This is a genomic window from Streptomyces sp. NPDC015171 (genome assembly GCF_043079545.1).
Taxonomy (GTDB): domain Bacteria; phylum Actinomycetota; class Actinomycetes; order Streptomycetales; family Streptomycetaceae; genus Streptomyces.
This window is the reverse complement of sequence record NZ_JBIBUO010000011.1, coordinates 134,474-159,431: the sequence shown is the minus strand read 5'-3', so window position 1 is coordinate 159,431 and position 24,958 is coordinate 134,474. Positions and strand designations below refer to the sequence as shown.

The following is a 24,958-nucleotide window of genomic DNA, read 5'->3' as shown; positions in this document are numbered from 1 at the left end:
CCGGCCCGGAGGGGCGGGGGGAATGGCGCGCGGGACCATGACGGGCCCGCGGCCGCCGTACGCGCGCGTCCCCGCCCCGTCAGGCGTCCTTGAGCTCCTGCCGCTGCCGCCCGAGGCCCTCGATCTCCAGCTCGACGACGTCCCCGCCCCGCAGATACGGCTTGGGCTCGGGCTGCCCCATCGCCACCCCGGCCGGCGTCCCCGTGTTGATGACGTCCCCGGGGTACAGCGTCATGAAGCGGCTCAGATAGCGCACGACCTCGCCGACGGGAAAGATCTGCTCGGCCGTCGTACCGTCCTGCTTCACCTCGCCGTTGACCCACAGCCGCAGCGAGAGCCGCTGCGGGTCCGGCACCTCGTCCGCCGTCACCAGCCACGGCCCCAGCGGGTTGAACGTCTCGCAGTTCTTTCCCTTGTCCCAGGTCCCGCCCCGCTCGATCTGGAACTCCCGCTCGGAGACGTCGTGCGCCACCGCGTACCCCGCGACATGCGCGAGGCCCTCCTCGGCCGAGTCCAGATAGCGGGCCGTACGGCCGATGACGACGGCGAGTTCGACCTCCCAGTCGGTCTTGACCGAGTCGCGCGGCACCAGCACGGTGTCGTTCGGCCCGACCACCGTGTCCGGCGCCTTCAGGAAGACCACCGGCTCCGGGGGCGCCTCGACGCCCGTCTCGCGGGCGTGGTCGTGGTAGTTGAGCCCGATGCACACGACCTTCCCGATCCGGGCGAGCGGGGGCCCGATCCTAAGTCCGGCAGCGTCCAGCGCGGGCAGCTCCCCGGCCTCGGCCGCCGCCCGTACCCGGGCGAGCGCGGAGTCGTCGGCGAGGAGCGCGCCGTCGATGTCGTCCACGAGGCCCGACAGATCCCGCAGGGTTCCCTCGGCGTCGAGCAGTGCGGGGCGTTCCGCCCCCGCCGTACCGACTCGCAGCAGCTTCATGGTCACCGTCTCCCTCGATAGCGGGGCGCCCGCCCGACGGGTGCAGCCATCGGAGGACTGGCTGATCCTCCAATCACGCCGTCCACTCCGCAAGACCCTGTTCACGTACTGGACCGTAACCCGCGCCGCTCAGCGGTACGGCGCGCTCGCTCAGCGGTACAGCAGGGTCTGTTCCGCCGCGCTCCAGGCCGTGCTGGTGACCAGGTACAGCGCGGCGGCCAGCGGGACGACCGCCACGGTGACGAGCGTGAAGAAGGACAGGAACGGGGTGACCCGGGTGACCGCGGCGAGGCCGGGCACCTGGTCACCCGCGGCGGCCGGGGCCGGCCGTGCGGCCGTCGTCCGCCTGGCGCGCAGGTAGTTGGCGGTGGCGACGGCCGCGACGACGGCGAACAGGCCGAGGTAGACCAGGCCGGCCGCGCCGAACACCCCGCCGTTGGACAGCGCGTCGGCCCAGCGTCCGCCGAGCGGCGCCGCGAGCAGCCGGTGGTCGAGCAGGCTGTTGCTCCCGCCGCCGATCGAGGTGCCGGAGAAGAGGTGGTAGAGCAGGAAGAACGCGGGCAGCTGGAGCAGGCCGGGCAGGACGCCGGCGAAGGGCGAGACCTTCTCCTGCGTGTGCAGTTCCAGCACCGCCCGCTGCAAGCGCCGCGGATCCTTGGCGTGCTTCTTGCGCAGGTCGGCGATGCGCGGCTGGAGTGCGGCCTGGGCCCGCCTGCCGCGGGCGGCGGCCCGGGACAGCGGGTGGACGAGCAGCCGCACCAGCGCGGTGAACAGGATGATCGCGGCGGCTGCCGCGGAGGCGTGGAAGAGCGGGGTCAGCAGGTCGGCGAGCTGCTCGACCAGGCGGGCGAAGACAGACATGGGTGAGCCCTCCGAGGGGTCTCGTCGTGCCGGAAGTGAGCGGAGATCGGCATGACGACCCGCACGGGGTCACGTACTCAGGAAGGTGCGGACGTGCCCTGCGCGGCGGTCGCCGGACGGGCGTGTCCGGGTGCTCTGGGCCGCCGCCGGCCGGGCGCGTCGGGATCGCGCTGGGGCAGGAAGGCCGTACGCCGGGCCCGGTCGCGTATCGCCGTGCGGACGCGGGTGGGGGGTACGGCGGGCACGCTGCGCGCGGCCAGCAGGGCGCAGAACGCGAGGGCGGCCGCGGTGGTGGCGGTCGCGGCGAGGGCGACGGCGGTACCGAGACCGCCGGTGCCGAGGAGGGCCGCCTGGAGCACCAGCAGCTGCGCCAGCAGCAGCAGGGCGGCAAGGGGGGCCAGCGGTGCGCGCGGAGCGGCCGGGACCGCGGGACGCGTGGCGACACGGCTGCCCATCATCACTCCCCCCCTCCCGCTCGCTTCCGCGTCAGTGTGCCATGGGTGCCGGATCGACCTCCAGGGGCTCCAGCAGCCGCTTGGGCCGCAGCAGCGCCCTGCTGACCGGATCCGTCGGGGCCGAGTCCAGCTCCGGTCCCGGCATCATGACAACGTCCGCGACCGGCACGAGAGTTCCGCATGCGGCGCACGTTCCGTACGACTCGACCCTCCCGCCGCAGTCCACGTGCCGGAAGGTCCGCAGCCGGCTCTCGTCGATGTGGTCACGGCCCCACTGGCCCAGGGCGCGCAGCGCGGGCCACAGCGCGGCGCCGCGCTCGGTGATGACGTACTCGTCGCGGGGCGGCGCCTCCTGGTACCGGCGCTTTTCGAGGAGCCCCTCCTCGGTGAGCGTGCGCAGCCGGGCCGAGAGGACGGCGCGCGGGATGCCGAGGTGGCCGAGGAAGTCGTTGTAGCGCCGGACGCCGTAGATCGCGTCGCGCACGACCAGCAGCGTCCACCGCTCGCCGACGATCTCCAGCGCGCGGGCGATCGAGCACTCCTGCGTCACGTAGTCCTTGCCCAGTGCCATGCCGTCCACTGTAACCACTGCCCAGAAGTTGGTTCAATGAACGAACCAACGGTGCTACGGTGAGGACGACCGGTCAGTTCAATGACCGAACCGAAGGCCGCAGGCTCCGCCGGACCGGGGCCCGTAAGCACAGGACAGGACAGGCCATGACCCGGCTCGACTCCGGTACCGCCACCGCCGGCACCCGCGCTTCTGTGCGCCGCGCCACCTCCCGGGACGCCCCCGCGAACCCCCGCGCCACCCTCGCCCTGACCAGCGCGGCCACCGCCGTGGCCCTCATGACGTACACGGCCCCGATGGTCACGCTGCCGGAGACCGCCGCGGCCCTGCACACCCCGCTCTCCGCGCAGGCCTGGCTGCTCAACGGCACCCCCCTCGGCCTGGCCGCGCTCCTCCTGGTGGCCGGCAGCCTCGCCGACGACTACGGCCGCCGCCGGCTCTTCCTCGCCGGCACCCTCGCCCTCGGCCTCACCACCGCCGCCGGCGCCTTCACGACGTCGACCTGGCAGTTCACCCTGGCCCGCATAGCCCAGGGCGCGGCCTGCGCCGCCCTGCTCGCCAGCTCCCTCGGCCTGATCGTGCACGCCTTCCCGAGCCCGCGCGGCCGGCTGCACGCCACCGCCATGTGGGGCGCCTTCGTCAGCGGCGGCATCGCAGCGGGCCCGCTCCTCGCGGGCGCGCTGCCCAACTGGCGGGTGGGCTACGGCGTACTGGGCGCCGCCGCCCTCCTCGTGGCCGCGCTCGGCACCCGGGCCCTCGCCGAGTCCCGCGCCCCGCGCGGCGGCCGTCCTGACGTGCTCGGCGCGCTCACCTTCGGACTCGCCCTGGTCTCCCTGGTCGCCGCCCTGACCCTGGGCCGGGACGGCTGGCTGCGCGCCCCGGTCGGCCTGCTCCTGGCGGCGGCCGTCCTCCTCGTCGCCGCGTTCGTCGCGGTGGAGCGCCGCACCGGCACCCCGATGATCGACCTCGGGCTGCTGCGCCACGGCCGCTTCCTCGCCTCCTCGGCGGGCGGCCTGTTCACCGGCCTGGCCGTGATCGGCATGTTCAGCTTCCTGCCGGCGCTGCTCCAGCAGACGCTGCGGCTCTCCCCGCTGTCCACGGCCTGGCTGCTGCTGCTCTGGTCCGGCCTGAGCTTCGCCGTCGCCCTCCAGGTCAAGCACCTGGCAGGCCGTATCGCCCCGCGCGGCCAGCTGGCCCTCGGCTTCGCCCTGCACACGATCGCCGTGGTGACGATGCTCGGCGCCATCGGCTCCGGCTCCTGGGCCCGGCTGCTGCCCGGCCTGATCGTCGGGGGCGTCGGCAGCGGCCTGCTGAACGGCGCGCTGCCGCTGCTCGCCGTCGAGTCGGTACCGCGCGAGCGGGCCGCGATGGGCTCCGGCGCCCAGCAGACGTTCCGCTACATCGGCTCCTGCGCCGGGGTGGCCCTGACCATCGCCCTCGCCACCTCCTCCGGCGACCTGGCCCGCGGCACGAACATCGCCCTGCTGGTGTCGGCGGGCCTGGCGGTGGTGGGCGCGGCGAGCGTCCTGACCCTGCGGGACCGGGGCTGACGGGGCGCAGGGGCCCGCGGACCGGCCGCGGGGCAGGGCCGGCTCCCCTCGCTCACCTCGGCCGCACGGACACCAGCTTCGCCCACACCACCAGGCGGTAGCGCGAGGTGAACTCGGGGGTGCAGGTGGTCAGGGTGAGGTAGTGGCCCGGCTCGTCGTAGCCGTACCCGGGGCGCACCCGGGAGCGCGGGACCGCCCGGACCACCCCCGAGTCCGCCGCCGAGGTCCGCGGCAGCACCTGGTCGACGTCGTACGTGTACGTCGCCGAACGGGTCTCCACCTCGATGTCGTCCCCCCGCCGCAGCCGGGGCAGGTAGCGGAAGGGCTCGCCGTGCGTGTTGCGGTGCCCGGCGAGCGCGAAGTTCCCGGCCCGCCCCGGCTGCCCGGTCCCCGGGTAGTGGCCGACGTACCCCCTGTTCAGCACCTCCGCCTTGCTCACGCCCTCGGCGACGGGCACCCGCAGACCCAGCCGGGGGATGGCGAGGACGGCGTACGCCTGGGACCGCCGGGGCGGCGCCGCCGGCGGGTACGGGCCCCGGCCCGCACGGGACTTCCCCGAACCGCCCGGCTTCGCTCCGGAGCCCGCGCCCGGGCCGGCCGCACCGCCGTCCGACCCGCCGCCGGGATCCGCCGCACCGCCCCCGCCGCTCGCCGTACCGCTCCCCCACTCCCGCTCCAGCGCCGACACCTCCCGCTCGGCCCCGCGCCGGGCCTCGCGGTTGGTCCACCACAGCTGGTGCACGACCAGCAGCAGGAGCACGAGGCCGGCCGTCACCAGCAGCTCGCCCCCGCTCCACAGCACCCGTCTGCGCCGGGCCCGCCTGCGCCGGTCCCCGTGCCGTACGACCCGCACCCCCGCCGCCACCCGCGTCCGCATCCGCGCCACCTCCCGCCGGAGCCGCCCGCACGATAGGCGCACCGCCCTCAACTGGCCAGAGCCGGCGCGGAACACCGGCAGGCGGGTTCAGCCCAGCGGCAGGGCGTCCTGGTAGCCGTTGGACGGCCGGGCGATCTTCACGACGGTACGGGCGTCCAGCGCGACCGGCGCTGACCCGGTGCCCAGCGTGCCGCCCGGGTGCCAGGTCCCGGTGACCGCCACCCAGGTGTCGGCGGGCAGGGCGGGCCCGCCGTAGATCCGCACCTTCACCGACTGGGCGTCCGCCGCGCAGCAGTTGAGGATGATCCGCGTCAGTTCCCAGCCGCCCTTCCCGCCGGACAGGGGCGTGACGAACCCGGTCATCCGGATGCCGCGCCCCTTGATGGCCTGTCCCCGGTCCTCCAGCACCCGGCTGGTGAAGTCGGAGAGGGTCATGGGCAGCGGCGAGGTGCGCGGCAGCGGGTCGAAGTCGTCCGTGTGCGTGACGGGCCGGGGCGGCTGCCGGGAGGCGGTGAAGGCGCCCAGGGCGGGAGGGGCGTAGAAGAGCAGGCTGAGGGCGGGCAGGAGCAGCAGCCAGGCGACCCGGGGCAGGCCGGAGTGGTCGTGCCCGTGCCCGTCCCGCTCCTCCTCGCCCCGGTCGAGGACGGCGCCGGCGAGCCCCAGCAGGAGCAGGACGACGCCGGAGACGACGAGCAGGGGCCGCATGCCCTCCTTGACGTACCGCAGGCAGAGGTCGGTGAAGAGGGAGACGTGCAGCAGCCCCAGCCCGCAGAGGACGAGCAGCCCCGCCTGAAGCGACCGTTTCACAGCGTCCTCCGTTTCACAGCGTGCTCCGTTTCACTTCAGCCCCCCGGTTCACAGCAGCCCCCAGCCGATCAGCGCGCTGCACGCGACGGCGACGACGACGGTGGCGGCGGAGAACCGCACCGCGAAGGCCCGCCCGAAGGTCCCCGCCTGCAGGGCGATGAGCTTCAGGTCGACCATTGGCCCCACCACCATGAACGCCAGCCGCGCCACGGGCGGGAACCCGCTCAGCGACGCGGCGAGGAAGGCATCGGCCTCGGAGCACACCGCGAGCAGCACGGCGAGCCCGGCGAGGAAGAGCACGGACAGCCAGGGCGCGGCGGCGAAGGTGTCCAGCACGGAGCGCGGCACCGCGACATTGAAGGTGGCCGCGGCCATCGCCCCGAGCACGAGGAAGCCGCCGGCGTGCAGGAAGTCGTGCTGGAACCCGCGCCGGAACTCGTCCCACCGGCTGTGCCCCGCCCGGTGACCGGTGTGCCGAGGCGTGGGCCGCAACCACTCGGGCCGCCCGAACCGCAGCCACAGCCACCCCATGACGACGGCGGTGGCGAGCGAGGCGAGCAGCCGGGCCAGCACCATGGCGGGGCTGGCGGGGAACGCGATCGCCGTCGCGGTGAGCACGACGGGGTTGACGGCGGGCGCGGACAGCAGGAAGGCGAAGGCGGCGGCCGGGGCGACCCCGCGCCCGATCAGGCTGGCCGCCACCGGCACGGAGGCGCACTCGCAGCCGGGCAGGACGACCCCCGCCGCTCCCGCCACCGGCACGGCGAGTACCGGCCGCCGGGGCAGGATCCGCTGGAAGACCCCTTCCGGCACGAAGGCGTTGATCGCGCCGGACAGGGCCGTACCGAGCAGCAGGAAGGGCAGGGCCTGCACGGTCACGGCGAGACACACGGTCCGCCACGCCTGCACGGCCGGGGCGTCGCCCCACCGCCCGAGGAGGAAGAGCACGGCCCCGGGCACGACGGCGGCCCCGACGAGCAGCAGCGGCCAGTACCGGGGCGGCGCCGCCTCCCCCGCCGCACCCCCCGGTCCACGCCCCCGCACATGCCCGTGCGCGTGCCCCTGTGCATGCCCCGGGACATGTCCCTGGACCAGCCCACCGGTCTTCCGCATGCCCGACTCCGCGTGTAGATGTCGGCACGAAGATATCCGTAGCGCGACGGCCCGCCCCGGGGAGGTCGGTGGCGCCTCTCACACCCCCACCACGCCTCACATTCACCGGCGCCCGGCAGTACGGTGTCCCCCATGCGCCCCGACACGCCTGCCGAGAATGTCGACCACACCGCCGAAGCGGCACGCCTGGAGCGGACCGCCGGCCTGTACCCCGAGGACGCCGAGACCCTCCTCCTGCGGGCCGCGGCCCACCTGGAACTGTCCGGCGACCGCCCGGCCGCGACGACCCTCTACGACCGCCTGCTCAGCTCGGCGGCCGGCCTGGACGACCCCCACCTGGTACGCGCCCTGAAGGCGTCGAACCTCTGGGAGTACGGCCACGAGGCGGAGGCCAGGGCGATCATCGACGGCATCCGCGCCACGGCCCCGCGGGACCCCGCGCCCTGGGTGATCGTGGCCGAGGCCCTCGAATCCCATGACGAGCTGGAAGCGGCGGCGGACACCTTCACCGAGGGAGCCCGCCTCCTGCTGGCGGACACGGCGGAGCCCCCGTCCCCCACCCACCCCCTCCTCTACGGCCGCCACCGCGTCCGCCGCATGCTGGGCCTGCCGCACGACGACTGGGACGCCCTGGCCGACACCCTCCACACCTCCCCGGTCACCCTGGACGAACTCCACGACCCGAAACGCGTCTGGTCCCTGGGCTCGGACAACCCGGCGGAACTGGAAGCGGAGATCTCCCGCCTGCGCGCGGAACTCGGCGCCTACCGGGAGGCCCTCTCCCGCCCGTTCCCGGTGGCGGTCCTGCACTGGCCGGCCCCGGAACTGACGGAACTCCTGTCGACGTACCCGACCCTGTCCACGGAGTACCCGACCCACGCCGACCACCTGACGACCATAGAGTCCTCCCTCCGCGAACTCTCCGCCTCCGGCACCCCCAACCTGGGCATCGTGACCGGCACGGTCCCGTCCTACGAAGCCTTCGCAGCCTCGGAGGGCACACCCCCGACAGACGCCACACTGCTGCCGCAGTACGCGACGACACTGGCAGCACGGGGACGCGCGGTGGCCTGGCCGCCGGAGCGGGGGGCGGGGTGTTGGTGCGGGTCGACTCGGGCCTACGACACCTGCCACGGAGCCTAGGAACGGAAACTGGCCGCCACCATGGAATGGCCACGCGCCTAAATGCCGCAACCCCGGGGCCGCCCGCCCGCTCGTCCACCGCGCTAGGACGACAACGTTGAGATGCGGGCGGCCTTCACGGCTACTACAAGACCCCAGCGGCTGACTCGTACTCGCCCCCTAGCCTTCGTTCTCGGCCCATAGCCATCGCTTGTCTGAGGCTGCTGTTAGAACTGATTCCTATCGGCGCGCGAAGTCGTGCACGAGCATCACAAGGGGTCAGGGGGAGCAGCCGTGACAGAACCGATGGGCCTATCCGAGCCGATCGCGGGCGTCTACGAGAAGCTGATCACACGCGACGTACGCGATGAGCTGGAACGGCACGAGGCAGCCGGTTGGCAGGCCGTCGACGCCGAGGTCAGCGCTGAATCGGCTCCCCACGTCCTGGCTCGCTATATCGGTGACACTGTCGGGCAACGGTTGGCCCAGCTTCCGGCCGACGAACGAGTCAAGGTCGCCAATCGCATCCTTCAGGCCCTGGCCACCGCAGATGCTCCCGAGTCGAGTGACGGCGACGCAGTCAACGCCATCGTCGAAGGCCCACGACAGCTGCTGACTCTCGCGCGGCAAGAGGCCCCGGGCGTGTACGCCTTGCGCCCGCTGACGCCCCTGTCCGAGACCTCGCTCATCACTAACTCACCCGAGGACCTGAGTCTCGGTGCCGAACTCCGGGCAGAGCTGGCCACGGCAGACCGCATCGACCTGCTCTGCGCGTTCGTGAAGTGGTACGGCATTCGTGTCCTGGAAGACGCACTGCGCGCCGCTAGAGACAGAGGCGTACCGATTCGGGTCATCACGACTACCTACATCGGCGCCACCGACCGCCAAGCGCTCGACCGTCTAGTCCGGGACTTCGGTGCGACCGTCAAAGTCAACTACGAGATCCGCTCCACACGTCTGCACGCCAAGGCGTGGCTGTTCAGACGGAGAACAGGCTTTGATACCGCGTATGTCGGCAGTTCCAACCTGTCCAAGGCAGCACTTCTGGACGGCCTGGAGTGGAACGTGCGACTGTCGTCCGTCGCAACACCTGCCGTACTGAACAAGTTCGAGGCAACCTTCGACGCCTACTGGAACGACATCGCCTTCGAAACGTACGACCCGGACCTCCACGGCGTCCGCCTCGATGAAGCACTGGCCCAGGCGAGTGGATCGAGCTCCAGCACGGACCTGAAGATCAGCCTCTCCGGTCTGGAGGTACGCCCCTTTCCCCACCAGCGGGACATGCTGGAGCGACTCACCGTCGAGCGGGAGCTCCGCGGGCGACACCGCAATCTTCTGGTCGCGGCGACCGGAACGGGAAAGACAGTCATGGCCGCGCTGGACTACCGCTACCTGTGCAGCACGTCGGAAGGCAGGCGCCCACGACTGCTGTTCGTCGCCCACCGCAAGGAGATCCTGAAGCAATCGCTGCGCACCTATCGGGAGGTGCTGGACGATGCATCGTTCGGAGAGCTCCTGCATGCAGGGCAGGAGCCGGGCGAGTGGAACCATGTCTTCGCCAGCGTCCAATCGCTCAATGTGCAGCGTCTGGAGCAGTTGGCCGCCGATCACTTCGACATCATCGTCATTGACGAGTTCCATCACGCCACAGCCACCACCTATCGACGGGTCATCGACCACTTCACGCCGAAGGAGCTGCTGGGGCTGACGGCCACCCCAGAACGTATGGACGGGCAGAACGTCCAGGACGAGTTCTTCGACGGCCGGATCGCCGCTGAGATGCGGCTCTGGGAGGCTCTGGAGAACGACCTGCTGTGTCCCTTCCACTACTTCGGCATCCCCGACGGCACGGACCTGACGAACCTTGGCTGGCAGAAGGGTTCGTACGCGGAGCAGGAACTCGACCATCTCTACACCGGTAACCACGCGCGCTCCCGGATCGTGGTGAAGCAGATCCAGGACAAGATCCCTCAACCGGGCGCCATGCGGGCACTGGGCTTCTGCGTGACCAAGGCGCACGCCCACTTCATGGCGGAGTTCTTCCGGCAGGTCGGCTTCAAGGCAGTCGCTCTGGACAGTGACTCATCCCCTGATGTGCGCGCCCAAGCACTGTCCGACCTTCGGGACAGAAAGCTGCAAGTGATCTTCTCAGTCGACCTGTTCAACGAAGGTCTCGACATCCCCGACGTCGACACGCTGCTCCTCCTGCGTCCCACCAACAGCGCCACGGTCTTCCTCCAGCAGCTGGGGCGGGGACTGAGGCGAACCGAATCGAAGCCGGTACTCACCGTTCTCGACTTCATCGGACAGCACCGAGCGGAGTTCCGTTTCGAGGAACAGTTCCGCGCCCTGACCAATCTGTCGCGCAACCGACTCCTCGACCACGTCGAGCATGACTTCCCCCAGCTGCCGTCCGGCTGCCAGATCATCTTGGAAGACAAGGCCAAAGACCTCGTCATCAACAACATCCGGACCCAGTTGGGCGCCACGGTGAAGACTCTGGTGAAGGAGGTCAGCAGCTACGGCACCCCCCACCTCACGGACTATCTCCGAGAGAGCCGCCGGGAGATCAAGGAGCTGTACAAGAGCGACAACTCGTGGACGACGGTCCTGCGCCGCGCGGGCCTGACTGCTGAACCCGCACACCCCAGCGAGGCCGCGCTACTCAAGAGAGTCCACGCGTTCCTCCACGTTGACGACCCGGAGCGCGCGGATGCCTATCACCGCCTCCTCCAGGACGACGCTCCGCTGTACGACGATCTGAGTCCCACGGACCAGACCTACGCGCGCATGCTGTTCTTCAACATCTGGGACAACGCAGGTGGCTTCACCAGCTTTCAGGAGGGGCTGGAATCGTTGCGTACCCAGCGGGCGTTCCGCGACGAGCTGCGTCAGGTGATCTCACATGTCATGGAGCAGGCCGACCACTTCCCCCACCCGCTGTCTGGTCCCCTCAGCAAGGTCCCACTGAAGGTTCATAGCGCCTACAACCGCTCCGAGATCCTCGCCGCCCTCGACGTGGCTCGCTTCGGTGGTCAGATGCCCCGCTCCTTCGCACAGGGCGTGCAATGGGTCGAGGAGCTCAAGACGGACGCCCTTCTCATCACCTTGGACAAGAACGAGAAGGACTTCTCGCCCACCATCCGGTACAAGGACTATGCGTTGAGCCCCACGCTCTTCCACTGGGAGTCCCAGAACGCGACAGCAGTCGACTCCCCCACCGGCCTGCGCTACCAGCAGCACAAGGATCGCGGCAGCCATGTCCTGCTGTTCATGCGGCGCTACAAGAACACCGACATCGGCAAGTCCCAGCCGTGGATGCTCCTCGGGCCGGCCACCTATGAGGGCCACACCGGCAGCAAGCCGATGGCCATCTCGTGGCGCCTAGAGCATGAGCTGCCGGCCGATGTGTGGACCTATGCGGCCATCAACGCAGGCTAGTTGAGCAACATGGATGTCAGTGTGATCAGCTAACGTCAAGGTATGGGCATACCTGCGATCACTCCGGGGCTCCTGACCACCCGAGCGGAGATGGACAAGCTGTTTGGAGGGGGGAACCAGGCAGGGATCCTCCCCTCCACCACCACTCCCAACATCCTGATCTACGTTGACCACGAGAGCGGTAAACGGTACGGCTACGAGGACGGCTGGCTAGCAGAGGAAGACGAGCTCGGGCCGATCTTCGAGTACACAGGTCAAGGCCCTAGCGGGAACCAGACGTTCCTGCGCACGCAGGGGGCGCGCAACGCCGCCGTGCTGTACCACGCGGACGCCGGTAAGTCGCTACGAGTCTTCATGGCAGACGGGAAGGTCCCCGACCCTAAATCCAGCGCCAAGCAGCAACGTTACATCGGCGAATTCGCAGTGGACTCAAAGCAGCCGTACTCCGTACGCGAGGCGCTTGACATTCATGGCCAGCGGCGGCTCATCATCGTCTTCCGCCTGCGGCCCACGGGTGAGTTCGAGCGCCTAACCAAGGACAACGTCACGCGCGCTGGCGAGACGTACGCTCAAAAGGTCTTGGCGACCGTAGCCACGCCAAAGATGCCCGAGCCGAAAATGGTGGCGCCGAAGAAGAAGCGAGTGTCGGAGAGCAGACGCGCAGCCCAACCTAGCGTCATAGCAGAGCACCGCCAGTCGGACCTCCGAGAGGCATACCTCAAGGGTCTCGCAGAGCAAGGGCACAAAGTCTATGCGTATCAAATAAAGATAGCCGGCACAACAACCATTCTAACGACAGATCTGTACGACGCCACCACACATGAGCTGTACTCGGTACGCGGAGAAAGCAGTCGCGACGAAGTACGCACAGCGATAGGTCAACTCAAGGATTACGTACGGCACATACGGCCAGAAAATCCTAGACTGGTCACTTTGCTTCCAGGCAAGCCGCAGGACGACTTGGCGAGCCTTCTTCGCACAGAAGGAATCGATCTCGTGTATCGAGATGACAGCGGGTACGTAAGGATTCCAGCCAAGTAACGCACTTCCCATTACCTCCTGGAGCAGCCGTGGCAACATCGCGAGAGCATGAATATCTATCAAATGCGGCACTTCGCATCATGGAGAGCGCCTCACACTCTGGATTGTTCGGCTACACGGAGGGGCAGCGTAAGCTCTTCGACTTCTCGTGCGACCTCAAGAAGGACTGGTCGAAGGTAGTCGTAGGACAGACGCTCTGGAAGCACGGCGGCGACGGCATCGACAAGGATCTTAGAACGCTCCTCAACGAGCGGGATGTCGCGGCTGCCGTATACATAGCGCGACATGAAAGCCGCCTCCGCGCTCGTTTTGCTGAGGTGACTCAGTCCTACCTTGACACGCCGATGCGGGGCCGCCTCTCTCGTCTGCGCGTCTTCTGGGTACCGGCGGATTTCAAGGTGGGCGACGACAGAGTCACCGAGTCCATCTATGCGTCCCTGAAGGAGGAGATGACGAAAGATCTCCTCCTTCACGTAACACTTGGCGGTCTCAGCCCGCGGGACGTACTACGCTTCTCCTCTTCTAGGCGCCCGGGCCTCCCCGTTGCGATCCTTTCGCACGTCAAGAAGCACGGCTATCGCAGCCATAAGCACACAGCCATGACTCTCGACACAAACCTGAATGCCCTGAAGTACGAAACCGAACGACTCTTTATCATCGGGTTCCTCGAAAGCGAGAGCCTCCAGGGCGGCATTTATCAAGTCACCGAGAGTAGAAATGCCATGCTCGATGTCTGCTCTCGCCTACGTGACTACCTCAACGGGAATCTCGGAGAGGAAAACAAGAACGATGAATTCGAGCACATATGCCGCGTACTGGGTATAACCTATCCATCCATACCAGTCACAGCTCGCCTGCTAGGAAAGGGAGCTGAGGTCGACATACAGGACCCCACAGCCCTTCTGTTGCAGCATGTAGCTCAAGCCGATTCGGATGGTTCAGTAGATTGGTCCACGCCTTACTTCGCACTGCCTTCATCTTCAGCCATGTCAGCCGCGCATTAGGGTGACCGAAAGCAGGCTGGAGATGGCACCGTCACATAAGGCCTACGCCGCCGCCGCCAGATCCGCCCGTCCGAACAACAGCGCATACCCCGGCGGAAGTTGTGACAGCAGGTCGGCCGTCAGGGGCTCGCCCAGGCGGGATGGCAGGACGCTCAGGACCGAGCTGACGTGCCAGCGGGCCGTCGCGGGGGTCGAGTCCTCGATGTCGGTCGCCGCCGCGTCGACGAACTCCCGGGCCGTCAGGGCGTGGAGGGAGGGGATCCGGGATGCGACGAGCCGGCCCGCCTCACTCGGGAGGGCCTGGGCCAGGGCCACGCGTTCGTCGCCGGACACCTGGGCGCCCAGGGCCGTGAGGACCGCGCGGGTCACCCGTTCCGCTTCTGATCTCGTCGGGTACTCGCCCGCCTCGCGTACCGCCTCCGTCAGCTCCAGCCAGTCGGCGTCTTCACGGGGACTCGGGGGCGGGGCGAGGGTGGTGGTGGTCGGCTGCGGGGTCGTCACGGTCATCGGGCTGGCTCCTTCTCCGGGATGCTTGGGGCACCGGAACGCCGATACCCCGTAACCGCACCCGCATGGGAAAGAGTTCGGCCAATGTGTGTCCCGTGTGGCCCCTGACGGCGCCTGGCGGCCCCGGGGAAACTTGATATGCCTCGACTCAAGTCCGGGGCGCCCCGCGGTCCCGGCGTTAGCCTCAGGGCAGACATAAGGGATATCGGACAGCGGATACGAGGAGGCAATCATGGCCAGGATTCCCAGCGCGGTCGTCGCCGCCACCGGGCTCGTCGGCGGGTACGGCGTCGCCCGCTGGACCAAGAAGCGGCAGCTCGGCGGGGCCGTGCTGGCCGTCGCCGGGGCCGCTGCCGCGCAGCAGTGGCGAAGGCAGGCCGGCGGGAAGGCCGCGGGCGCGCTGAGCGCCGCGTACGTCGCCGCGTTCGCCGGGTCCCACCCCCTCGCCAAGAAGGTCGGCGCCTGGCCGTCCGTCCTCGGTGTCGCCGGCGCCGTCGCCCTCGCCTCCTGGGTCGTCGCCGACCGCAACGGATAGCCGCCCCGCAGCGCCCTCCCCTTGCGAGGCCCCCGCAGCCCCAGCGCCCCTACGACACCCGCTCGCCCGACCGGAAAGCCCTCCGGTACCCCTGCGGGCTCGTCCCCACCACCCGGCGGAAGCGGTCCCGGAACGCCGTGGGCGAGCCGAAGCCCGTCTGGGCGGCGATGCGCTCCACCGCGCGGTCCGTCGTCTCCAGCAGGTGCTGGGCCCGGCGCACCCGCGCCCGGTGCAGCCACTGGAGCGGTGTCGTACCGGTCTGGTCGCGGAAGCGGCGGTTGAGGGTACGGGTGCTCATGCCGGCCCGCGCCGCGATCTCGTCCAGTGCCAGATCGCGGTCGCAGTGGTCCTCCAGCCAGGACAGCAGCGGTTCGAGGGTCGCGCCGGCGGGCGCCGGAGGCAGGTCGCGGACGATGAACTGAGCCTGCCCGCCCTCCCGTTCCAGCGGCATCACGGACATCCGGGCCGCGTGCGCCGCGACCGCCGAACCGAAGTCCCTGCGGATCATGTGCAGGCACATGTCCATGGCCGCCGCCGCCCCCGCCGAGGTCAGGAACTGGCCGTTGTCGACGTACAGGACGTTCGGGTCGACCGTCACCTCCGGGTGGCGCAGGGCCAGTTCCGGGGCCGCGATCCAGTGGGTCGTCACGCGCAGCCCGTCCAGCAGGCCCGTCGCCGCGAAGAGGAACGCGCCGACGCAGATCGAGGCGATACGCGTGCCGTCCGCCGCCGCCGCGCGCAGGGCCTCGGCGACCCCCGGCGGCAGTGTCCGCGGCGGTTCCGCGACCCCGGGCAGGATGATCGTGTCGGCCTCCGCCAGCGCTTCGAGGCCGTACGGCGCCCGCACCGTGAAGGCCCCCGCGCCCACCTCCTCCCGCACCGAGCAGACCCGCACCCGGTACGGCTCCCGGCCGTCGGGCAGCCGCGCCCGGCCGAAGGTGTCGACCGGGGCGGAGAGGTCGAACGGGATGACGCCTTCCAGTGCCAGTACGGCCACGGTGTGCATGGCGGGAATCTAGCCGTACGACGGAGTCTCGCCAAGCCGTTCCAGCAGCGCTCGCGAGGGGGGAGTGGCCGCGTGAGCGCCGTGGCGGAAATCCGTTGAAGGGTGGCAGTCCGGCCACTGGTGGCGGATCCCGGCGGCCCCTACCGTCCCTCCGTGACCAAGTTCCTCCTCGCCGTCCACGTCATCGCGGCGATCCTCGCCATAGGCCCCGTCGCCGTCGCCGCCAGCATGTTCCCGCCCGTCGCCCGCCGGGCCCTGGCCGCCGCCGGGCCCGCCGGCCGCGGTAGCTCGGGGAGTCCTACCGGTCCCGACGGTCCCGTCGCCGCCGCATCGCTTCAGCTGCTGCACCGGATCTGCCGGGTCTACGCCGTCGTCGGCGTCGTCGTCCCGGTCTTCGGGTTCGCCACCGCGAGCCGGATGGGGGTGCTCGGCAGTGCCTGGCTGATCGTGTCGATCGCGCTGACCGCCCTCGCCGCCCTCGTCCTCGCCGCGCTGGTGCTGCCGGCCCAGACCGCGTTCGTCGAAGGGGCCGCCGAACCCCGGCTGGCGGCCCGCCTCGCGATGTCCACCGGACTGTTCAACCTGCTGTGGGCCGCCGTGACGGTCCTGATGATCGTGCGGCCCGGCTCCACGACGGGGGCGTAGGCGAGAGCAAGGACAGAGCTACGCGGTCACGGGCTGCTCGCCGCCGGTGGTGCCGTGGGGCCCTGACCCCGGCCCCCGCCTCCCGGCGCGGCGTTCCGCACAGCGGCCTTCGCCTTGCCGGCCACCGCCGTCAGCGGGCGCGCGATGTCCTCCAGGGAACGGCGCTCGGCCGCCACCGCCAGGACCGCCGCGACCAGGCCGGCCGCGCACATCAGCGCCGCGCCGATCGAGAAGGCGAGGACCGTGTCGCCGACCTTCCCGGTACTCGTGAGGTCGGCGAACAGCAGCGGGCCGCTGATACCGCCGGCCGCCGTGCCGAGCGCGTAGAAGAAGGCGATCGACATCGCCCGCGTCTCCATCGGGAAGATCTCCGAGACGGTGAGATAGGCACTGGACGCGCCCGCCGAGGCGAAGAAGAGGACCACGCACCAGCACGCCGTCAGCGTGAGCGCGCTCAGCGAGCCCCGGCCGAACAGCCAGGCCGTGCCGAACAGCAGCAGGCCCGAGAGCAGGTACGTGGAGGAGATCATGATGCGCCGGCCCACCGTGTCGAACAGCCTGCCCAGCAGCAGCGGGCCGCAGAAGTTGCCGACCGCGATCACCGCGAAGTAGTAGCCCGTACGGTCCGTGGGCACGTCGAAGAACTTGGTCAGGATCGCGCCGAAGCCGAACGTGATCGCGTTGTACAGGAACGCCTGGCCGATGAAGAGCGAGAAACCGAGCACCGCGCGCTTGCGGTACTGGCCGAAGACCGTGCGGGCGATCTCCATGAACGTCACGCTCTTGCGCTGGTGGATCTCCAGCTCGCCCTGCGGCTCCGGCAGCCGCTCGCCGCTCTCCGCCTCGATCTGCCGCTCGATGCCGGTGACGATCTCCTCCGCCTCCGCGTCCCGGCCGTGGATCAGCAGCCAGCGCGGACTCTCCGGGACGTGCCGCCGTACGAGGAGGATGACCAGCGCGAGGACCGCGCCGAGGGCGAACGTCAGCCGCCAGCCGACGTTCTCGGCCACGAGGTCCGTGTTCAGCGCGACGATGGACAGCAGCGAACCGCCCACCGCGCCCAGCCAGAAGCTGCCGTTGATGATCAGGTCGACCCGGCCGCGGTAGTTCGAGGGGATCAGCTCGTCGATCGCGGAGTTGATCGCCGCGTACTCACCGCCGATGCCGAAGCCGGTGAGGAAGCGGAACGTGAAGAACCACCAGGCCTCCCAGGAGACGGCCGTCAGCGCCGTCGCCGCGAGATACACCGCCAGCGTGATCATGAAGAGCTTCTTGCGGCCCCAGCGGTCCGTCAGGCGGCCCCAGAACAGGGCGCCGATGCAGGCACCGGCCACATACAGCGCGGCCGCGACACCGGTGACCTGGCCGGAGGAGATCGACAGGCCGCTGCCCGGCTCGGAGAGCCGGCCGGCGATGTTGCCGACGACCGTGACCTCCAGGCCGTCCAGGATCCATACGGTGCCCAGACCGATCACGATCGTCCAGTGCCAGCGCGACCAGGGCAGGCGGTCCAGCCGGGCGGGAATGTCGGTGGTGAGGGTCCGGCCGGTCTCGGCCCCGGCTGTGCTCATGCGCTCCTCCTCGCCGAAGAACGGCTCCTGCCGGAAAACGGGCGTCCCCAGGGACCGTTCCGGAGAACAGACCATCCCGAAGGACGGCTCATCGGGTGCCCCGGCCGCGCCGGAACAGTCCGCCGGAACAATCCGATCGGGTGACCGGCCCCGCCCGAACGGCACCGGCCGGCCGAACGCGCACGCCCGAACGGCACCGGCTGAACGGCACCGGCCGCCCGGACGCCCACGCCCGAACGGCACCAGGACCACGCCGCCACGCCGCCCCGCCCGGAACCACGCAGCCCCGCAGGAAGCGCCCGTCAGGCCCCCAGCCCCCGCGAGACCGTATAGATCACCAGCCCCGCCAGGGACCCCACCACCGTGCCATTGATCCGGATGAACTGCAGATCGCGGCCGATGTGCGCCTCGATCTTCCGGGTGGTGTGCTCGGCGTCCCAGCCCGCCACCGTGTCCGTGATCAGCGAGGTGATCTCCGTGCGGTACGTCGTCACGACATGCACCGCCGCGCCCTCCACCCAGCTGTCGACCTTGCCCTGCACCTTCTGCTCCGTCGCCATCCGCGAACCCAGCGACAGCAGCGCCGCCCGCACCCGCAACCGCAGCTCGCTGTGCTCGTCCTCCGCCGCCGTCACGATCATCGACCGTACGGCCGTCCAGGCGGACGCGATCAGATCCTGCACCTCGCCCCGGCCCAGCACCTCGCCCTTGAGCCGCTCCACCTTCGCCCGCGTCTCCGTGTCGGACTGCAGATCGGACGCGAAGTCGCCGAGGAACCGGTCCAGCGCCCCGCGCGCCGGATGCGCGGGCATGTCCCGCATCTCCGTGACGAACCGCAGCAACTCCTTGTAGACCCGCTCGCCGACCTTCCGGTCCACGAACCGCGGCGTCCAGCCGGGCGCACCGCCCTCCACCGCGACCATCACGTCGTCCCGGTGCAGCACCAGCCAGTCGTGCGCACGGGCCACCACCAGGTCCACCACCCGCCGGTGCCCGCCGTCGGCGACGATCTTCTCCAGCATCGCGCCGAGACCCGGCGCGATCTCCTGCGCCTCGGCCCGCCGGGTGATCGCCTCGCCGACCACCGCCTGCACATCCGAGTCGCGCAACACGGTCAGCGCCCCCCGCAGCGCGGTGGCGAGCTCCGCCGTCACCCGGTCGGCATGCTCCGGCTCGGCCAGCCAGGCCCCCAGCCTGCTGCCGATACCGACCGCGCGCAGCCGCTGCCGTACGACGTCCTCGGAGAGGAAGTTCTCCCCCACGAACTCACCCAGCGAGACACCCAGCTGGTCCTTCTTCGTGGGAATGATCGCGGTGTGCGGGATGGGCAGCCCCAGCGGATGCCGGAACAGCGCCGTGACCGCGAACCAGTCGGCCAGCGCGCCCACCATGCCCGCCTCGGCCGCCGCCGCCACATACCCCGTCCACGCCCCGGCACCCGCGTGCCCGGCCGCCTTCGCCAGCACATAGACCACCGCCACCACCAGCAGCAGGCCCGTCGCCGTCAGCTTCATCCGCCGCACCCCGCGCCGGCGCTCCTCGTCGGCCGGGGTGAACGCCGTCATCGTGCGGTACGACGCGGCCCGCACCGGTGTTCCGCTCTCGCTAGGTTCCATCAGCTCCACCCGTTCGGTGATCCCGCACACAATTGTCCCTTCCTGACCGACTCCCGGAACGGAACAGGAGTTCCCGGCGTCTGTCTGAGCGGGGTCGTGGGCAGGTTCCTGTCAGACCTCTCCGGCCCATGACGCATCATGGGTTCCACAAGATCGGAGCCTCGGGCTCCCATCTCCCGAGGAGAGCAACACAAGCGTGACCAAGCGTCATGGTTATGGGGTGCTCGGTGCGCTGATCGCCCTGGTCGTCGCGCTGTGCGCCGCCATCTACGTCACCGTGTCGGCCGACGCCGGCACCCCCCGCGGCGCGCTCGCCGACAGCCGCCCGCACCGCGACCCCGCCGCCGCACCCGCCTCCGCGGGCACCTGGGTCGGCGCCTGGGCCACCGCCCCCGTCGGCGGCGAACCCGGCACCGAGACCGCCGGCCTCGCCGGACACTCGGTCCGCAACGTGGTGCACACCAGCACCGGCGGCACCGGCGCCCGCGTCACCCTGTCCAATCTCTACGGCCAGTCACCCCTCACCCTCACCCACGCCTCCATCGCGCTGTCCACCGGCGACGGCACCGCGGCCGCCGACGCGGAAACGATGCGGCGGCTCACCTTCAACGGCAGCACCAGCGTCGTCATACCCGCCGGCGGACAGACCGTCAGCGACCCGGTACGCGTGACCCTCCCGCACGACACCGACGTCCTGGTCACCACCTACTCCCCCACCCCCTCCGGGCCGGTCACCTACCACCCGCACGCCCGCCAGCTGTCGTACGTCGCCTCCGGCGACCGCACCGAGGACACCACGGGTACCCCGTACACCGAACAGACCCCGTACTGGCGGTACCTGACGGCCCTTGACGTCCTCAGCAACGAGGCCGCCGGCACCATCGTCTTCTTCGGCGACTCCATCACCGACGGCATCACCTCCACCGTCGGCGCCAACCACCGCTGGCCCGACGTCCTCGCCGGCCGGCTCCGCGGCGCCCTGGAGACCGGACAGCGACTGCCGCGCTACAGCGTCGTCAACGAGGGCATCAGCGGCAACCAGGTCCTCACCGACGGCCTCGGCATCCCCCAAGCGCTCGAACATACTCGTGCAGGGGGGACCCCCATCGCCGAGAACCAGAGCGGCCTCGGCCGCCTCGGCCGCGACGCGCTCTCCCGCACCAACGCCAAGGTCGTCGTCGTCGAACTCGGCATCAACGACATCCTGCGCAACCCCAGGCTCGCCGACCCCGACCGCATCGTCACCGGACTGCGCACCCTGGTCCGCCAGGCCCACGCCCGCGGCCTGAAGGTCGTCGGCGCCACCCTCATGCCCTTCAAGGGCCACCGCGGCTTCACCCCGGCCCGGGAGGCCGTACGCCAGCAGGTCAACGCCGAGATCCGCGCCGGCGGCGTGTACGACGCCGTGGTCGACTTCGACAAGGCCCTCCGGGACCCCTACGACCCGCGCCGGCTGCGCCCCGAGTACGACTCGGGCGACCATCTGCACCCCAGCGACCTCGGCTACCGCACCATGGCCGAGACCTTCGACCTGCGCGCACTGCAGGGCGCGGGGCAGGCGGAGCTGTAACCGGGCGGCGAGGAATACTGTCGGACATGACCCGCCTGATCCTCGCCACCCGCAACGCCGGAAAGATCACCGAACTGAGGGCGATCCTCGCCGAAGCAGGCCTGCCGCACGAACTGATCGGCGCCGACGCCTACCCCGAGATCCCCGACGTCAAGGAAACCGGCGTCACCTTCGCCGAGAACGCCCTGCTCAAGGCGCACGCCCTCGCCCAGGCCACCGGCCTCCCCGCCGTCGCCGACGACTCGGGCCTCTGCGTCGACGTCCTCGGCGGCGCCCCCGGCATCTTCTCCGCCCGCTGGGCCGGCCGGCACGGCGACGACAAGGCCAACCTGGACCTGCTGCTCGCCCAGCTCTCCGACATCGCCGAGGAGCACCGCTCCGCCCACTTCGCCTGCGCGGCGGCCCTCGCCCTGCCGGACGGCACGGAACGCGTGGTGGAGGGCCGGCTGCCGGGCACCCTGCGGCACGCCCCCGCGGGCACGCACGGCTTCGGCTACGACCCGGTCCTCCAGCCGGAGGGCGAGACCCGGACCTGCGCCGAACTGACCCCGGCCGAGAAGAACGCGATCAGCCACCGCGGAAAGGCGTTCCGGGCACTGGTACCGGTGGTACGCACCCTGCTGGGCTGACCAACACAAAAGGGGCCGCCCTGCCGGACGGCCCCTCACCTGTGCGGTCGGTGGGACTCGAACCCACACGGGATTTCTCCCACGGGCACCTAAAACCCGCGCGTATAGCCTATTTCGCCACGACCGCCCCAAAACGGACACTACTCACTCGCAGGCCGCATGACGCCGCCCAGTGTACGGGGCGCCGCCTTTCGCCGTCCGCCTCCTCGGCACCAGGTACTCGTGGACGCGTGGCAGTTGGGGCAGAGCAGCCGAAGATTCTCGCGGCGGTCGTCACTCCAGTCACCGTTGACATGGTCGACCTCCAGAGTCATCGGCCATCCCAGCCACTCCGGCCCGACGCCGCACTCGGCGCACTCCTCCGGCACGCCCACCTCCGCGAGCGCACGGCGCAGGAGTCGGGTTCGCGTCCGGCGGCGGCCGTTGTGCCGGACCAGGACGTCCTCAGGGCGCTTGGCCCACGCGGTGTGCGTCGCGCCCCGCTGGTGCGCCTGACCGAGGAAGTGCACCGTCGGCACACCGTCCTCGACGACCCAGCGTCGCAGCAGCGCACGCTGGGTGCCGGTGTCCGGGCGCCCCAGGCGGCGCAGCGCCTGCGCGAGGGAGACCGATTCGGTGACCGCGGCGCGCAGTTCCTCGGGTGCGGGGCGGGCAGGCCTGCCGGAGCCGGAGAAGTGCGAGGTGTCGATCCCGAAGTGCGCGAATCGCCGCACGAGATAGCGGCGGAGTTTGTCGTAGGGACGCGTGCCGAAGAAGGCGATGACCTCGTCAAGGCTCGTGCACTTCTCGGCGGCCTCGGCCAGCCGGTCGCGCGTGTACCGGACGCCTGTGCTCATCCGGCGCCGCCCCGGGAACGGTGCTTGCCGCGCCCCCGGTACGTGTCCGTGGCCGAATGACAGTTGGGGCAGAGCAGCCGAAGGTTCTCGATCCGGTTGTCGCGCCAGTTGCCGTCGATGTGATCGACCTCCAGCGGGAGCGGACGGCCCCGCCACACCGGCCCCGTGCCGCAGCGGGCACAGCACTCCGGTACACCTTCCGCCGCCATCGCCCGCTTGAGCCGGTCACCCGGGACCCGCCGGGCCTCTCCGGCCGGCTGCTCGACGAGCAGCGTCTGCGGCCTCCGGGCCCGCCAGGGTTCGCCGCGCCTCGTCGGTGCCTGGAAATGCGAGATGTCGATCCCGTACGCCTTGATCCGGCGGGTGATGTGCGTGTGGTGGCCCCCGACGACCTCCAGCCCGAGGTGGCGCAGCACCTCGCACATGTTCGTGGAGGCAGCCGCTGCCTCCTCAAGCACGTCCTTCGTCCACTTCACCCCCTCCCTCTCGAAGTGCGAGACGTCCACCCCGAGCTTCCTCATCCGTTGCAGGACGTACCGCCGGGACGGGCTCTTCGGATCCACCCCCAGCCTCTCCAGCGCCTCCGTCAGCGTCCGTGCTCCGCGAGCCGCCGTCTCCAGGCGGTCCTTGGTGTACGCACTGGTCCTCATCGAGCCCCCTCCGCTCAGGCATGCGTTCGCCATTCGTACGGATCAACGAGTCACCCGGAGCGCGGTCACGCCCGGTGGCAGGAAAGAACGGCTCGCCCCGGGGTGTTCCGGGGCGAGCCGTCTGGGGGCGGAATGCGGGTGGGGCTCAGATCTTCAGGTCCTTGAGGATCTTCGCCACGTGACCGGTGGCCTTGACGTTGTAGAGGGCTCGTTCGACCTTGCCGTCCTCGTCCACGACGATCGTGGAGCGGATGACGCCGACGACCGTCTTGCCGTACAGCTTCTTCTCGCCGAAGGCGCCGTACGCCTCCAGGACCTGCTTGTCCGGGTCGGCCAGGAGGGTCACCTTCAGGGACTCCTTCTCGCGGAACTTCGCGAGTTTCTCCGGCTTGTCCGGCGAGATGCCGATGACGTCGTAGCCGGCGGAGGCCAGCACGTCCAGGTTGTCGGTGAAGTCGCAGGCCTGCTTGGTGCAGCCGGGGGTCAGGGCGGCCGGGTAGAAGTAGACGATGACCTTGCGGCCCTTGTGGTCCGACAGGGACACCTCGTTGCCGTCGGCGTCGGGGAGGCTGAAGGCGGGGGCAACGTCCCCGGGCTGGAGTCGCTCGCTCATCGGACTAGCGTAACCGGGGGGCCTTGCGGTGCGATGCGCTCATGAGCTGACAGACTGTCCGGAACAGGATCAGCAGACTTCGGCAGACTTCGGAGGCCGTACGGTGGCGGACACGTCGGACACCAGAACCCCGGCGCAGATCGAGGCGGACATCAAGCGCCGCCGCGAAGTGCTGGCGGAGACGCTCGACGAGATCGGGGTGCGGGTGCACCCGAAGACCATCGTCGGCGATGCGAAGGCGAAGGTCGCCGCGAATGTCGATCACACGATCGGGCGAGCGTATGTGCAGGTCAACCGACTCGTGAGCGATGTCCGGGCGCAGTTCGTCGATGAGGGCGGGGCGCCTCGGATGGAGCGGGTGGTGCCCGTCGCGCTGGTCGCCGTCGGCGTCGTGGGGCTGCTCGCCCTCGGGGCCCGGCGGCGCAAGGGCTGACCGGGGCAGGTAGGTTCGAGCCGTGAGCGCCAACAGAAACGAGCACAGCACTCCCCACCACGACAAGCTGCCCATCCGGATGCTGCACGACCGGGTTCTCGTGCGGCAGGACGCCGGTGAGGGCGAGCGGCGGTCGGGGGGCGGGATTCTGATTCCCGCCACGGCGGCGGTCGGCCGGCGGCTGGCCTGGGCCGTGGTCGTCGCGGTCGGGCAGAACGTCCGGACGGTGGAGCCCGGCGACCGTGTCCTGTTCGACCCGGAGGACCGGGCGGAGGTCGAGGTGCGGGGCGTGGCGTACGTGCTCATGCGCGAGCGTGATCTGCACGCCGTGGCCGCCGACCGGTTCGAGGGGTCGGAGGACTCGACGGGGCTGTATCTCTGAGCGGCCGCTGAATCTTCGAAACAGGCACGAAGAGGGCCGGTGACCATCGTCACCGGCCCTCTTCGTCGTGCCTTTGCTATGTTCGGAAGGAACCCGACGAGACGCGCCGTACCGGGTCGAAGGCAAAGACGACGCACCCCAGGAAGAACGCGGCGAGGACGCCGCTACGTCTCGGAGGTGCCT

General features: G+C 70.3%; 25 protein-coding genes, 1 tRNA gene and 1 riboswitch. Of the genes, 11 read left to right on the top strand and 15 right to left on the bottom strand.

The window, feature by feature from the left end:
- Nucleotides 1-79: 79 nt before the first annotated feature.
- The 4 genes from ACF073_RS27955 to ACF073_RS27940 form a co-directional block, all read right to left on the bottom strand.
- Nucleotides 80-937 (bottom strand): fumarylacetoacetate hydrolase family protein, encoded by an 858-nt coding sequence (locus ACF073_RS27955; protein WP_392074145.1) that lies wholly within the window; start codon nt 935-937, stop codon nt 80-82.
- Between the two features lie 150 nt (nt 938-1,087).
- Complete coding sequence (locus ACF073_RS27950) at nt 1,088-1,798, bottom strand: YidC/Oxa1 family membrane protein insertase (RefSeq protein ID WP_392074144.1); 711 nt, start codon at nt 1,796-1,798, stop codon at nt 1,088-1,090.
- Nucleotides 1,799-1,875: 77 nt separating this feature from the next.
- On the bottom strand, nt 1,876-2,253 hold the full coding sequence (locus ACF073_RS27945) for a DUF6412 domain-containing protein (protein WP_392074303.1): 378 nt from the start codon (nt 2,251-2,253) through the stop codon (nt 1,876-1,878).
- 31 nt (nt 2,254-2,284) lie between these two features.
- Complete coding sequence (locus ACF073_RS27940; RefSeq protein ID WP_392074302.1) at nt 2,285-2,833, bottom strand: winged helix-turn-helix transcriptional regulator; 549 nt, start codon at nt 2,831-2,833, stop codon at nt 2,285-2,287.
- A 137-nt stretch (nt 2,834-2,970) separates the two neighbouring features.
- Here ACF073_RS27940 and ACF073_RS27935 point away from each other — a divergent pair, with 137 nt between their 5' ends.
- Nucleotides 2,971-4,374 carry an MFS transporter gene (locus ACF073_RS27935; protein ID WP_392074143.1) on the top strand — a complete coding sequence of 468 codons (1,404 nt, stop codon included), beginning with the start codon at nt 2,971-2,973 and terminating at the stop codon, nt 4,372-4,374.
- 52 nt (nt 4,375-4,426) lie between these two features.
- On the opposite strand, the gene ACF073_RS27930 is transcribed toward ACF073_RS27935, so the two are convergent.
- From ACF073_RS27930 to ACF073_RS27920, 3 genes are all read right to left on the bottom strand, one after another.
- A complete protein-coding gene (locus ACF073_RS27930; RefSeq protein ID WP_392074142.1) occupies nt 4,427-5,251 on the bottom strand; it encodes a class E sortase in 825 nt (274 codons plus the stop codon).
- A gap of 87 nt (nt 5,252-5,338) precedes the next feature.
- On the bottom strand, nt 5,339-6,058 hold the full coding sequence (locus ACF073_RS27925) for a TIGR03943 family putative permease subunit (RefSeq protein ID WP_392074141.1): 720 nt from the start codon (nt 6,056-6,058) through the stop codon (nt 5,339-5,341).
- A 48-nt stretch (nt 6,059-6,106) separates the two neighbouring features.
- Nucleotides 6,107-7,171 (bottom strand): permease, encoded by a 1,065-nt coding sequence (locus ACF073_RS27920; protein WP_392074140.1) that lies wholly within the window; start codon nt 7,169-7,171, stop codon nt 6,107-6,109.
- A gap of 132 nt (nt 7,172-7,303) precedes the next feature.
- On the opposite strand from ACF073_RS27920, the gene ACF073_RS27915 reads away from it, so the two are divergent.
- From ACF073_RS27915 to ACF073_RS27900, 4 genes are all read left to right on the top strand, one after another.
- Nucleotides 7,304-8,314 carry a hypothetical protein gene (locus tag ACF073_RS27915; protein ID WP_392074139.1) on the top strand — a complete coding sequence of 337 codons (1,011 nt, stop codon included), beginning with the start codon at nt 7,304-7,306 and terminating at the stop codon, nt 8,312-8,314.
- A 285-nt stretch (nt 8,315-8,599) separates the two neighbouring features.
- Nucleotides 8,600-11,737 carry a DUF3427 domain-containing protein gene (locus ACF073_RS27910; protein ID WP_392074301.1) on the top strand — a complete coding sequence of 1,046 codons (3,138 nt, stop codon included), beginning with the start codon at nt 8,600-8,602 and terminating at the stop codon, nt 11,735-11,737.
- A gap of 42 nt (nt 11,738-11,779) precedes the next feature.
- The gene (locus ACF073_RS27905) at nt 11,780-12,778 is read left to right on the top strand and encodes a hypothetical protein (protein WP_392074138.1); all 999 of its coding nucleotides are present in this window, start codon (nt 11,780-11,782) and stop codon (nt 12,776-12,778) included.
- Nucleotides 12,779-12,807: 29 nt separating this feature from the next.
- Entirely contained in the window at nt 12,808-13,782 is a 975-nt protein-coding gene (locus ACF073_RS27900) for a hypothetical protein (protein ID WP_392074137.1), read from the top strand.
- Nucleotides 13,783-13,824: 42 nt separating this feature from the next.
- Here ACF073_RS27900 and ACF073_RS27895 read toward each other — a convergent pair whose 3' ends face one another.
- A complete protein-coding gene (locus ACF073_RS27895; protein WP_392074136.1) occupies nt 13,825-14,289 on the bottom strand; it encodes a DUF2267 domain-containing protein in 465 nt (154 codons plus the stop codon).
- Nucleotides 14,290-14,521: 232 nt separating this feature from the next.
- Here ACF073_RS27895 and ACF073_RS27890 point away from each other — a divergent pair, with 232 nt between their 5' ends.
- Nucleotides 14,522-14,824 carry a hypothetical protein gene (locus ACF073_RS27890; protein WP_392074135.1) on the top strand — a complete coding sequence of 101 codons (303 nt, stop codon included), beginning with the start codon at nt 14,522-14,524 and terminating at the stop codon, nt 14,822-14,824.
- A gap of 49 nt (nt 14,825-14,873) precedes the next feature.
- On the opposite strand, the gene ACF073_RS27885 is transcribed toward ACF073_RS27890, so the two are convergent.
- Entirely contained in the window at nt 14,874-15,830 is a 957-nt protein-coding gene (locus ACF073_RS27885; RefSeq protein WP_392074134.1) for a GlxA family transcriptional regulator, read from the bottom strand.
- A 153-nt stretch (nt 15,831-15,983) separates the two neighbouring features.
- On the opposite strand from ACF073_RS27885, the gene ACF073_RS27880 reads away from it, so the two are divergent.
- Nucleotides 15,984-16,475, top strand: a complete 492-nt coding sequence (locus ACF073_RS27880) for a hypothetical protein (RefSeq protein ID WP_392074133.1) — start codon at nt 15,984-15,986, stop codon at nt 16,473-16,475.
- 26 nt (nt 16,476-16,501) lie between these two features.
- Here the strand turns inward: ACF073_RS27880 and ACF073_RS27875 are convergent, their stop codons facing one another.
- Nucleotides 16,502-18,046: an MFS transporter gene (locus ACF073_RS27875; protein WP_392074132.1), complete on the bottom strand. Its 1,545-nt coding sequence runs from the start codon at nt 18,044-18,046 to the stop codon at nt 16,502-16,504.
- A 302-nt stretch (nt 18,047-18,348) separates the two neighbouring features.
- Nucleotides 18,349-19,692 (bottom strand): DUF445 domain-containing protein, encoded by a 1,344-nt coding sequence (locus ACF073_RS27870; protein WP_392074131.1) that lies wholly within the window; start codon nt 19,690-19,692, stop codon nt 18,349-18,351.
- Nucleotides 19,693-19,858: 166 nt separating this feature from the next.
- Between ACF073_RS27870 and ACF073_RS27865 the strand changes: the two genes are divergently transcribed.
- Together ACF073_RS27865 and rdgB are read left to right on the top strand one after the other, a co-directional pair.
- A complete protein-coding gene (locus tag ACF073_RS27865; RefSeq protein ID WP_392074130.1) occupies nt 19,859-21,232 on the top strand; it encodes an SGNH/GDSL hydrolase family protein in 1,374 nt (457 codons plus the stop codon).
- Between the two features lie 26 nt (nt 21,233-21,258).
- The gene (rdgB, locus tag ACF073_RS27860) at nt 21,259-21,861 is read left to right on the top strand and encodes an RdgB/HAM1 family non-canonical purine NTP pyrophosphatase (protein ID WP_392074129.1); all 603 of its coding nucleotides are present in this window, start codon (nt 21,259-21,261) and stop codon (nt 21,859-21,861) included.
- Between the two features lie 42 nt (nt 21,862-21,903).
- Here rdgB and ACF073_RS27855 read toward each other — a convergent pair.
- The 4 genes from ACF073_RS27855 to bcp form a co-directional block, all read right to left on the bottom strand.
- Nucleotides 21,904-21,988: transfer RNA gene (locus tag ACF073_RS27855), tRNA-Leu, on the bottom strand.
- A 13-nt stretch (nt 21,989-22,001) separates the two neighbouring features.
- Nucleotides 22,002-22,697, bottom strand: coding sequence for an HNH endonuclease (locus tag ACF073_RS27850; protein ID WP_392074128.1), 696 nt, complete (start codon nt 22,695-22,697; stop codon nt 22,002-22,004).
- Nucleotides 22,694-23,347, bottom strand: a complete 654-nt coding sequence (locus tag ACF073_RS27845; protein WP_392074127.1) for an HNH endonuclease signature motif containing protein — start codon at nt 23,345-23,347, stop codon at nt 22,694-22,696. The genes ACF073_RS27850 and ACF073_RS27845 overlap by 4 nt, the downstream gene beginning before the upstream one ends.
- Before the next feature lie 145 nt (nt 23,348-23,492).
- On the bottom strand, nt 23,493-23,960 hold the full coding sequence (gene bcp, locus ACF073_RS27840) for a thioredoxin-dependent thiol peroxidase (protein ID WP_392074126.1): 468 nt from the start codon (nt 23,958-23,960) through the stop codon (nt 23,493-23,495).
- A gap of 103 nt (nt 23,961-24,063) precedes the next feature.
- Here bcp and ACF073_RS27835 point away from each other — a divergent pair, with 103 nt between their 5' ends.
- A complete protein-coding gene (locus tag ACF073_RS27835) occupies nt 24,064-24,393 on the top strand; it encodes a DUF3618 domain-containing protein (RefSeq protein ID WP_392074125.1) in 330 nt (109 codons plus the stop codon).
- A gap of 22 nt (nt 24,394-24,415) precedes the next feature.
- Nucleotides 24,416-24,775 (top strand): GroES family chaperonin, encoded by a 360-nt coding sequence (locus ACF073_RS27830; RefSeq protein WP_392074124.1) that lies wholly within the window; start codon nt 24,416-24,418, stop codon nt 24,773-24,775.
- A 65-nt stretch (nt 24,776-24,840) separates the two neighbouring features.
- Nucleotides 24,841-24,913, top strand: a riboswitch (guanidine-III (ykkC-III) riboswitch).
- Nucleotides 24,914-24,958: the final 45 nt, after the last annotated feature.

Excerpts from the sequence above, each read along its gene's own strand:
- ACF073_RS27955 (WP_392074145.1), bottom strand. The coding sequence starts at position 937 with ATGAAGCTGCTGCGAGTCGGTACGGCGGGGGCGGAACGCCCCGCACTG.
- ACF073_RS27950 (WP_392074144.1), bottom strand. The coding sequence starts at position 1,798 with ATGTCTGTCTTCGCCCGCCTGGTCGAGCAGCTCGCCGACCTGCTGACC.
- ACF073_RS27945 (WP_392074303.1), bottom strand. The coding sequence starts at position 2,253 with ATGGGCAGCCGTGTCGCCACGCGTCCCGCGGTCCCGGCCGCTCCGCGC.
- ACF073_RS27935 (WP_392074143.1), top strand. The coding sequence starts at position 2,971 with ATGACCCGGCTCGACTCCGGTACCGCCACCGCCGGCACCCGCGCTTCT.
- ACF073_RS27930 (WP_392074142.1), bottom strand. The coding sequence starts at position 5,251 with ATGCGGACGCGGGTGGCGGCGGGGGTGCGGGTCGTACGGCACGGGGAC.
- ACF073_RS27920 (WP_392074140.1), bottom strand. The coding sequence starts at position 7,171 with ATGCGGAAGACCGGTGGGCTGGTCCAGGGACATGTCCCGGGGCATGCA.
- ACF073_RS27915 (WP_392074139.1), top strand. The coding sequence starts at position 7,304 with ATGCGCCCCGACACGCCTGCCGAGAATGTCGACCACACCGCCGAAGCG.
- ACF073_RS27910 (WP_392074301.1), top strand. The coding sequence starts at position 8,600 with ATGGGCCTATCCGAGCCGATCGCGGGCGTCTACGAGAAGCTGATCACA.
- ACF073_RS27905 (WP_392074138.1), top strand. The coding sequence starts at position 11,780 with ATGGGCATACCTGCGATCACTCCGGGGCTCCTGACCACCCGAGCGGAG.
- ACF073_RS27895 (WP_392074136.1), bottom strand. The coding sequence starts at position 14,289 with ATGACCGTGACGACCCCGCAGCCGACCACCACCACCCTCGCCCCGCCC.
- ACF073_RS27890 (WP_392074135.1), top strand. The coding sequence starts at position 14,522 with ATGGCCAGGATTCCCAGCGCGGTCGTCGCCGCCACCGGGCTCGTCGGC.
- ACF073_RS27885 (WP_392074134.1), bottom strand. The coding sequence starts at position 15,830 with ATGCACACCGTGGCCGTACTGGCACTGGAAGGCGTCATCCCGTTCGAC.
- ACF073_RS27875 (WP_392074132.1), bottom strand. The coding sequence starts at position 18,046 with ATGAGCACAGCCGGGGCCGAGACCGGCCGGACCCTCACCACCGACATT.
- rdgB (WP_392074129.1), top strand. The coding sequence starts at position 21,259 with ATGACCCGCCTGATCCTCGCCACCCGCAACGCCGGAAAGATCACCGAA.
- ACF073_RS27850 (WP_392074128.1), bottom strand. The coding sequence starts at position 22,697 with ATGAGCACAGGCGTCCGGTACACGCGCGACCGGCTGGCCGAGGCCGCC.
- ACF073_RS27845 (WP_392074127.1), bottom strand. The coding sequence starts at position 23,347 with ATGAGGACCAGTGCGTACACCAAGGACCGCCTGGAGACGGCGGCTCGC.
- bcp (WP_392074126.1), bottom strand. The coding sequence starts at position 23,960 with ATGAGCGAGCGACTCCAGCCCGGGGACGTTGCCCCCGCCTTCAGCCTC.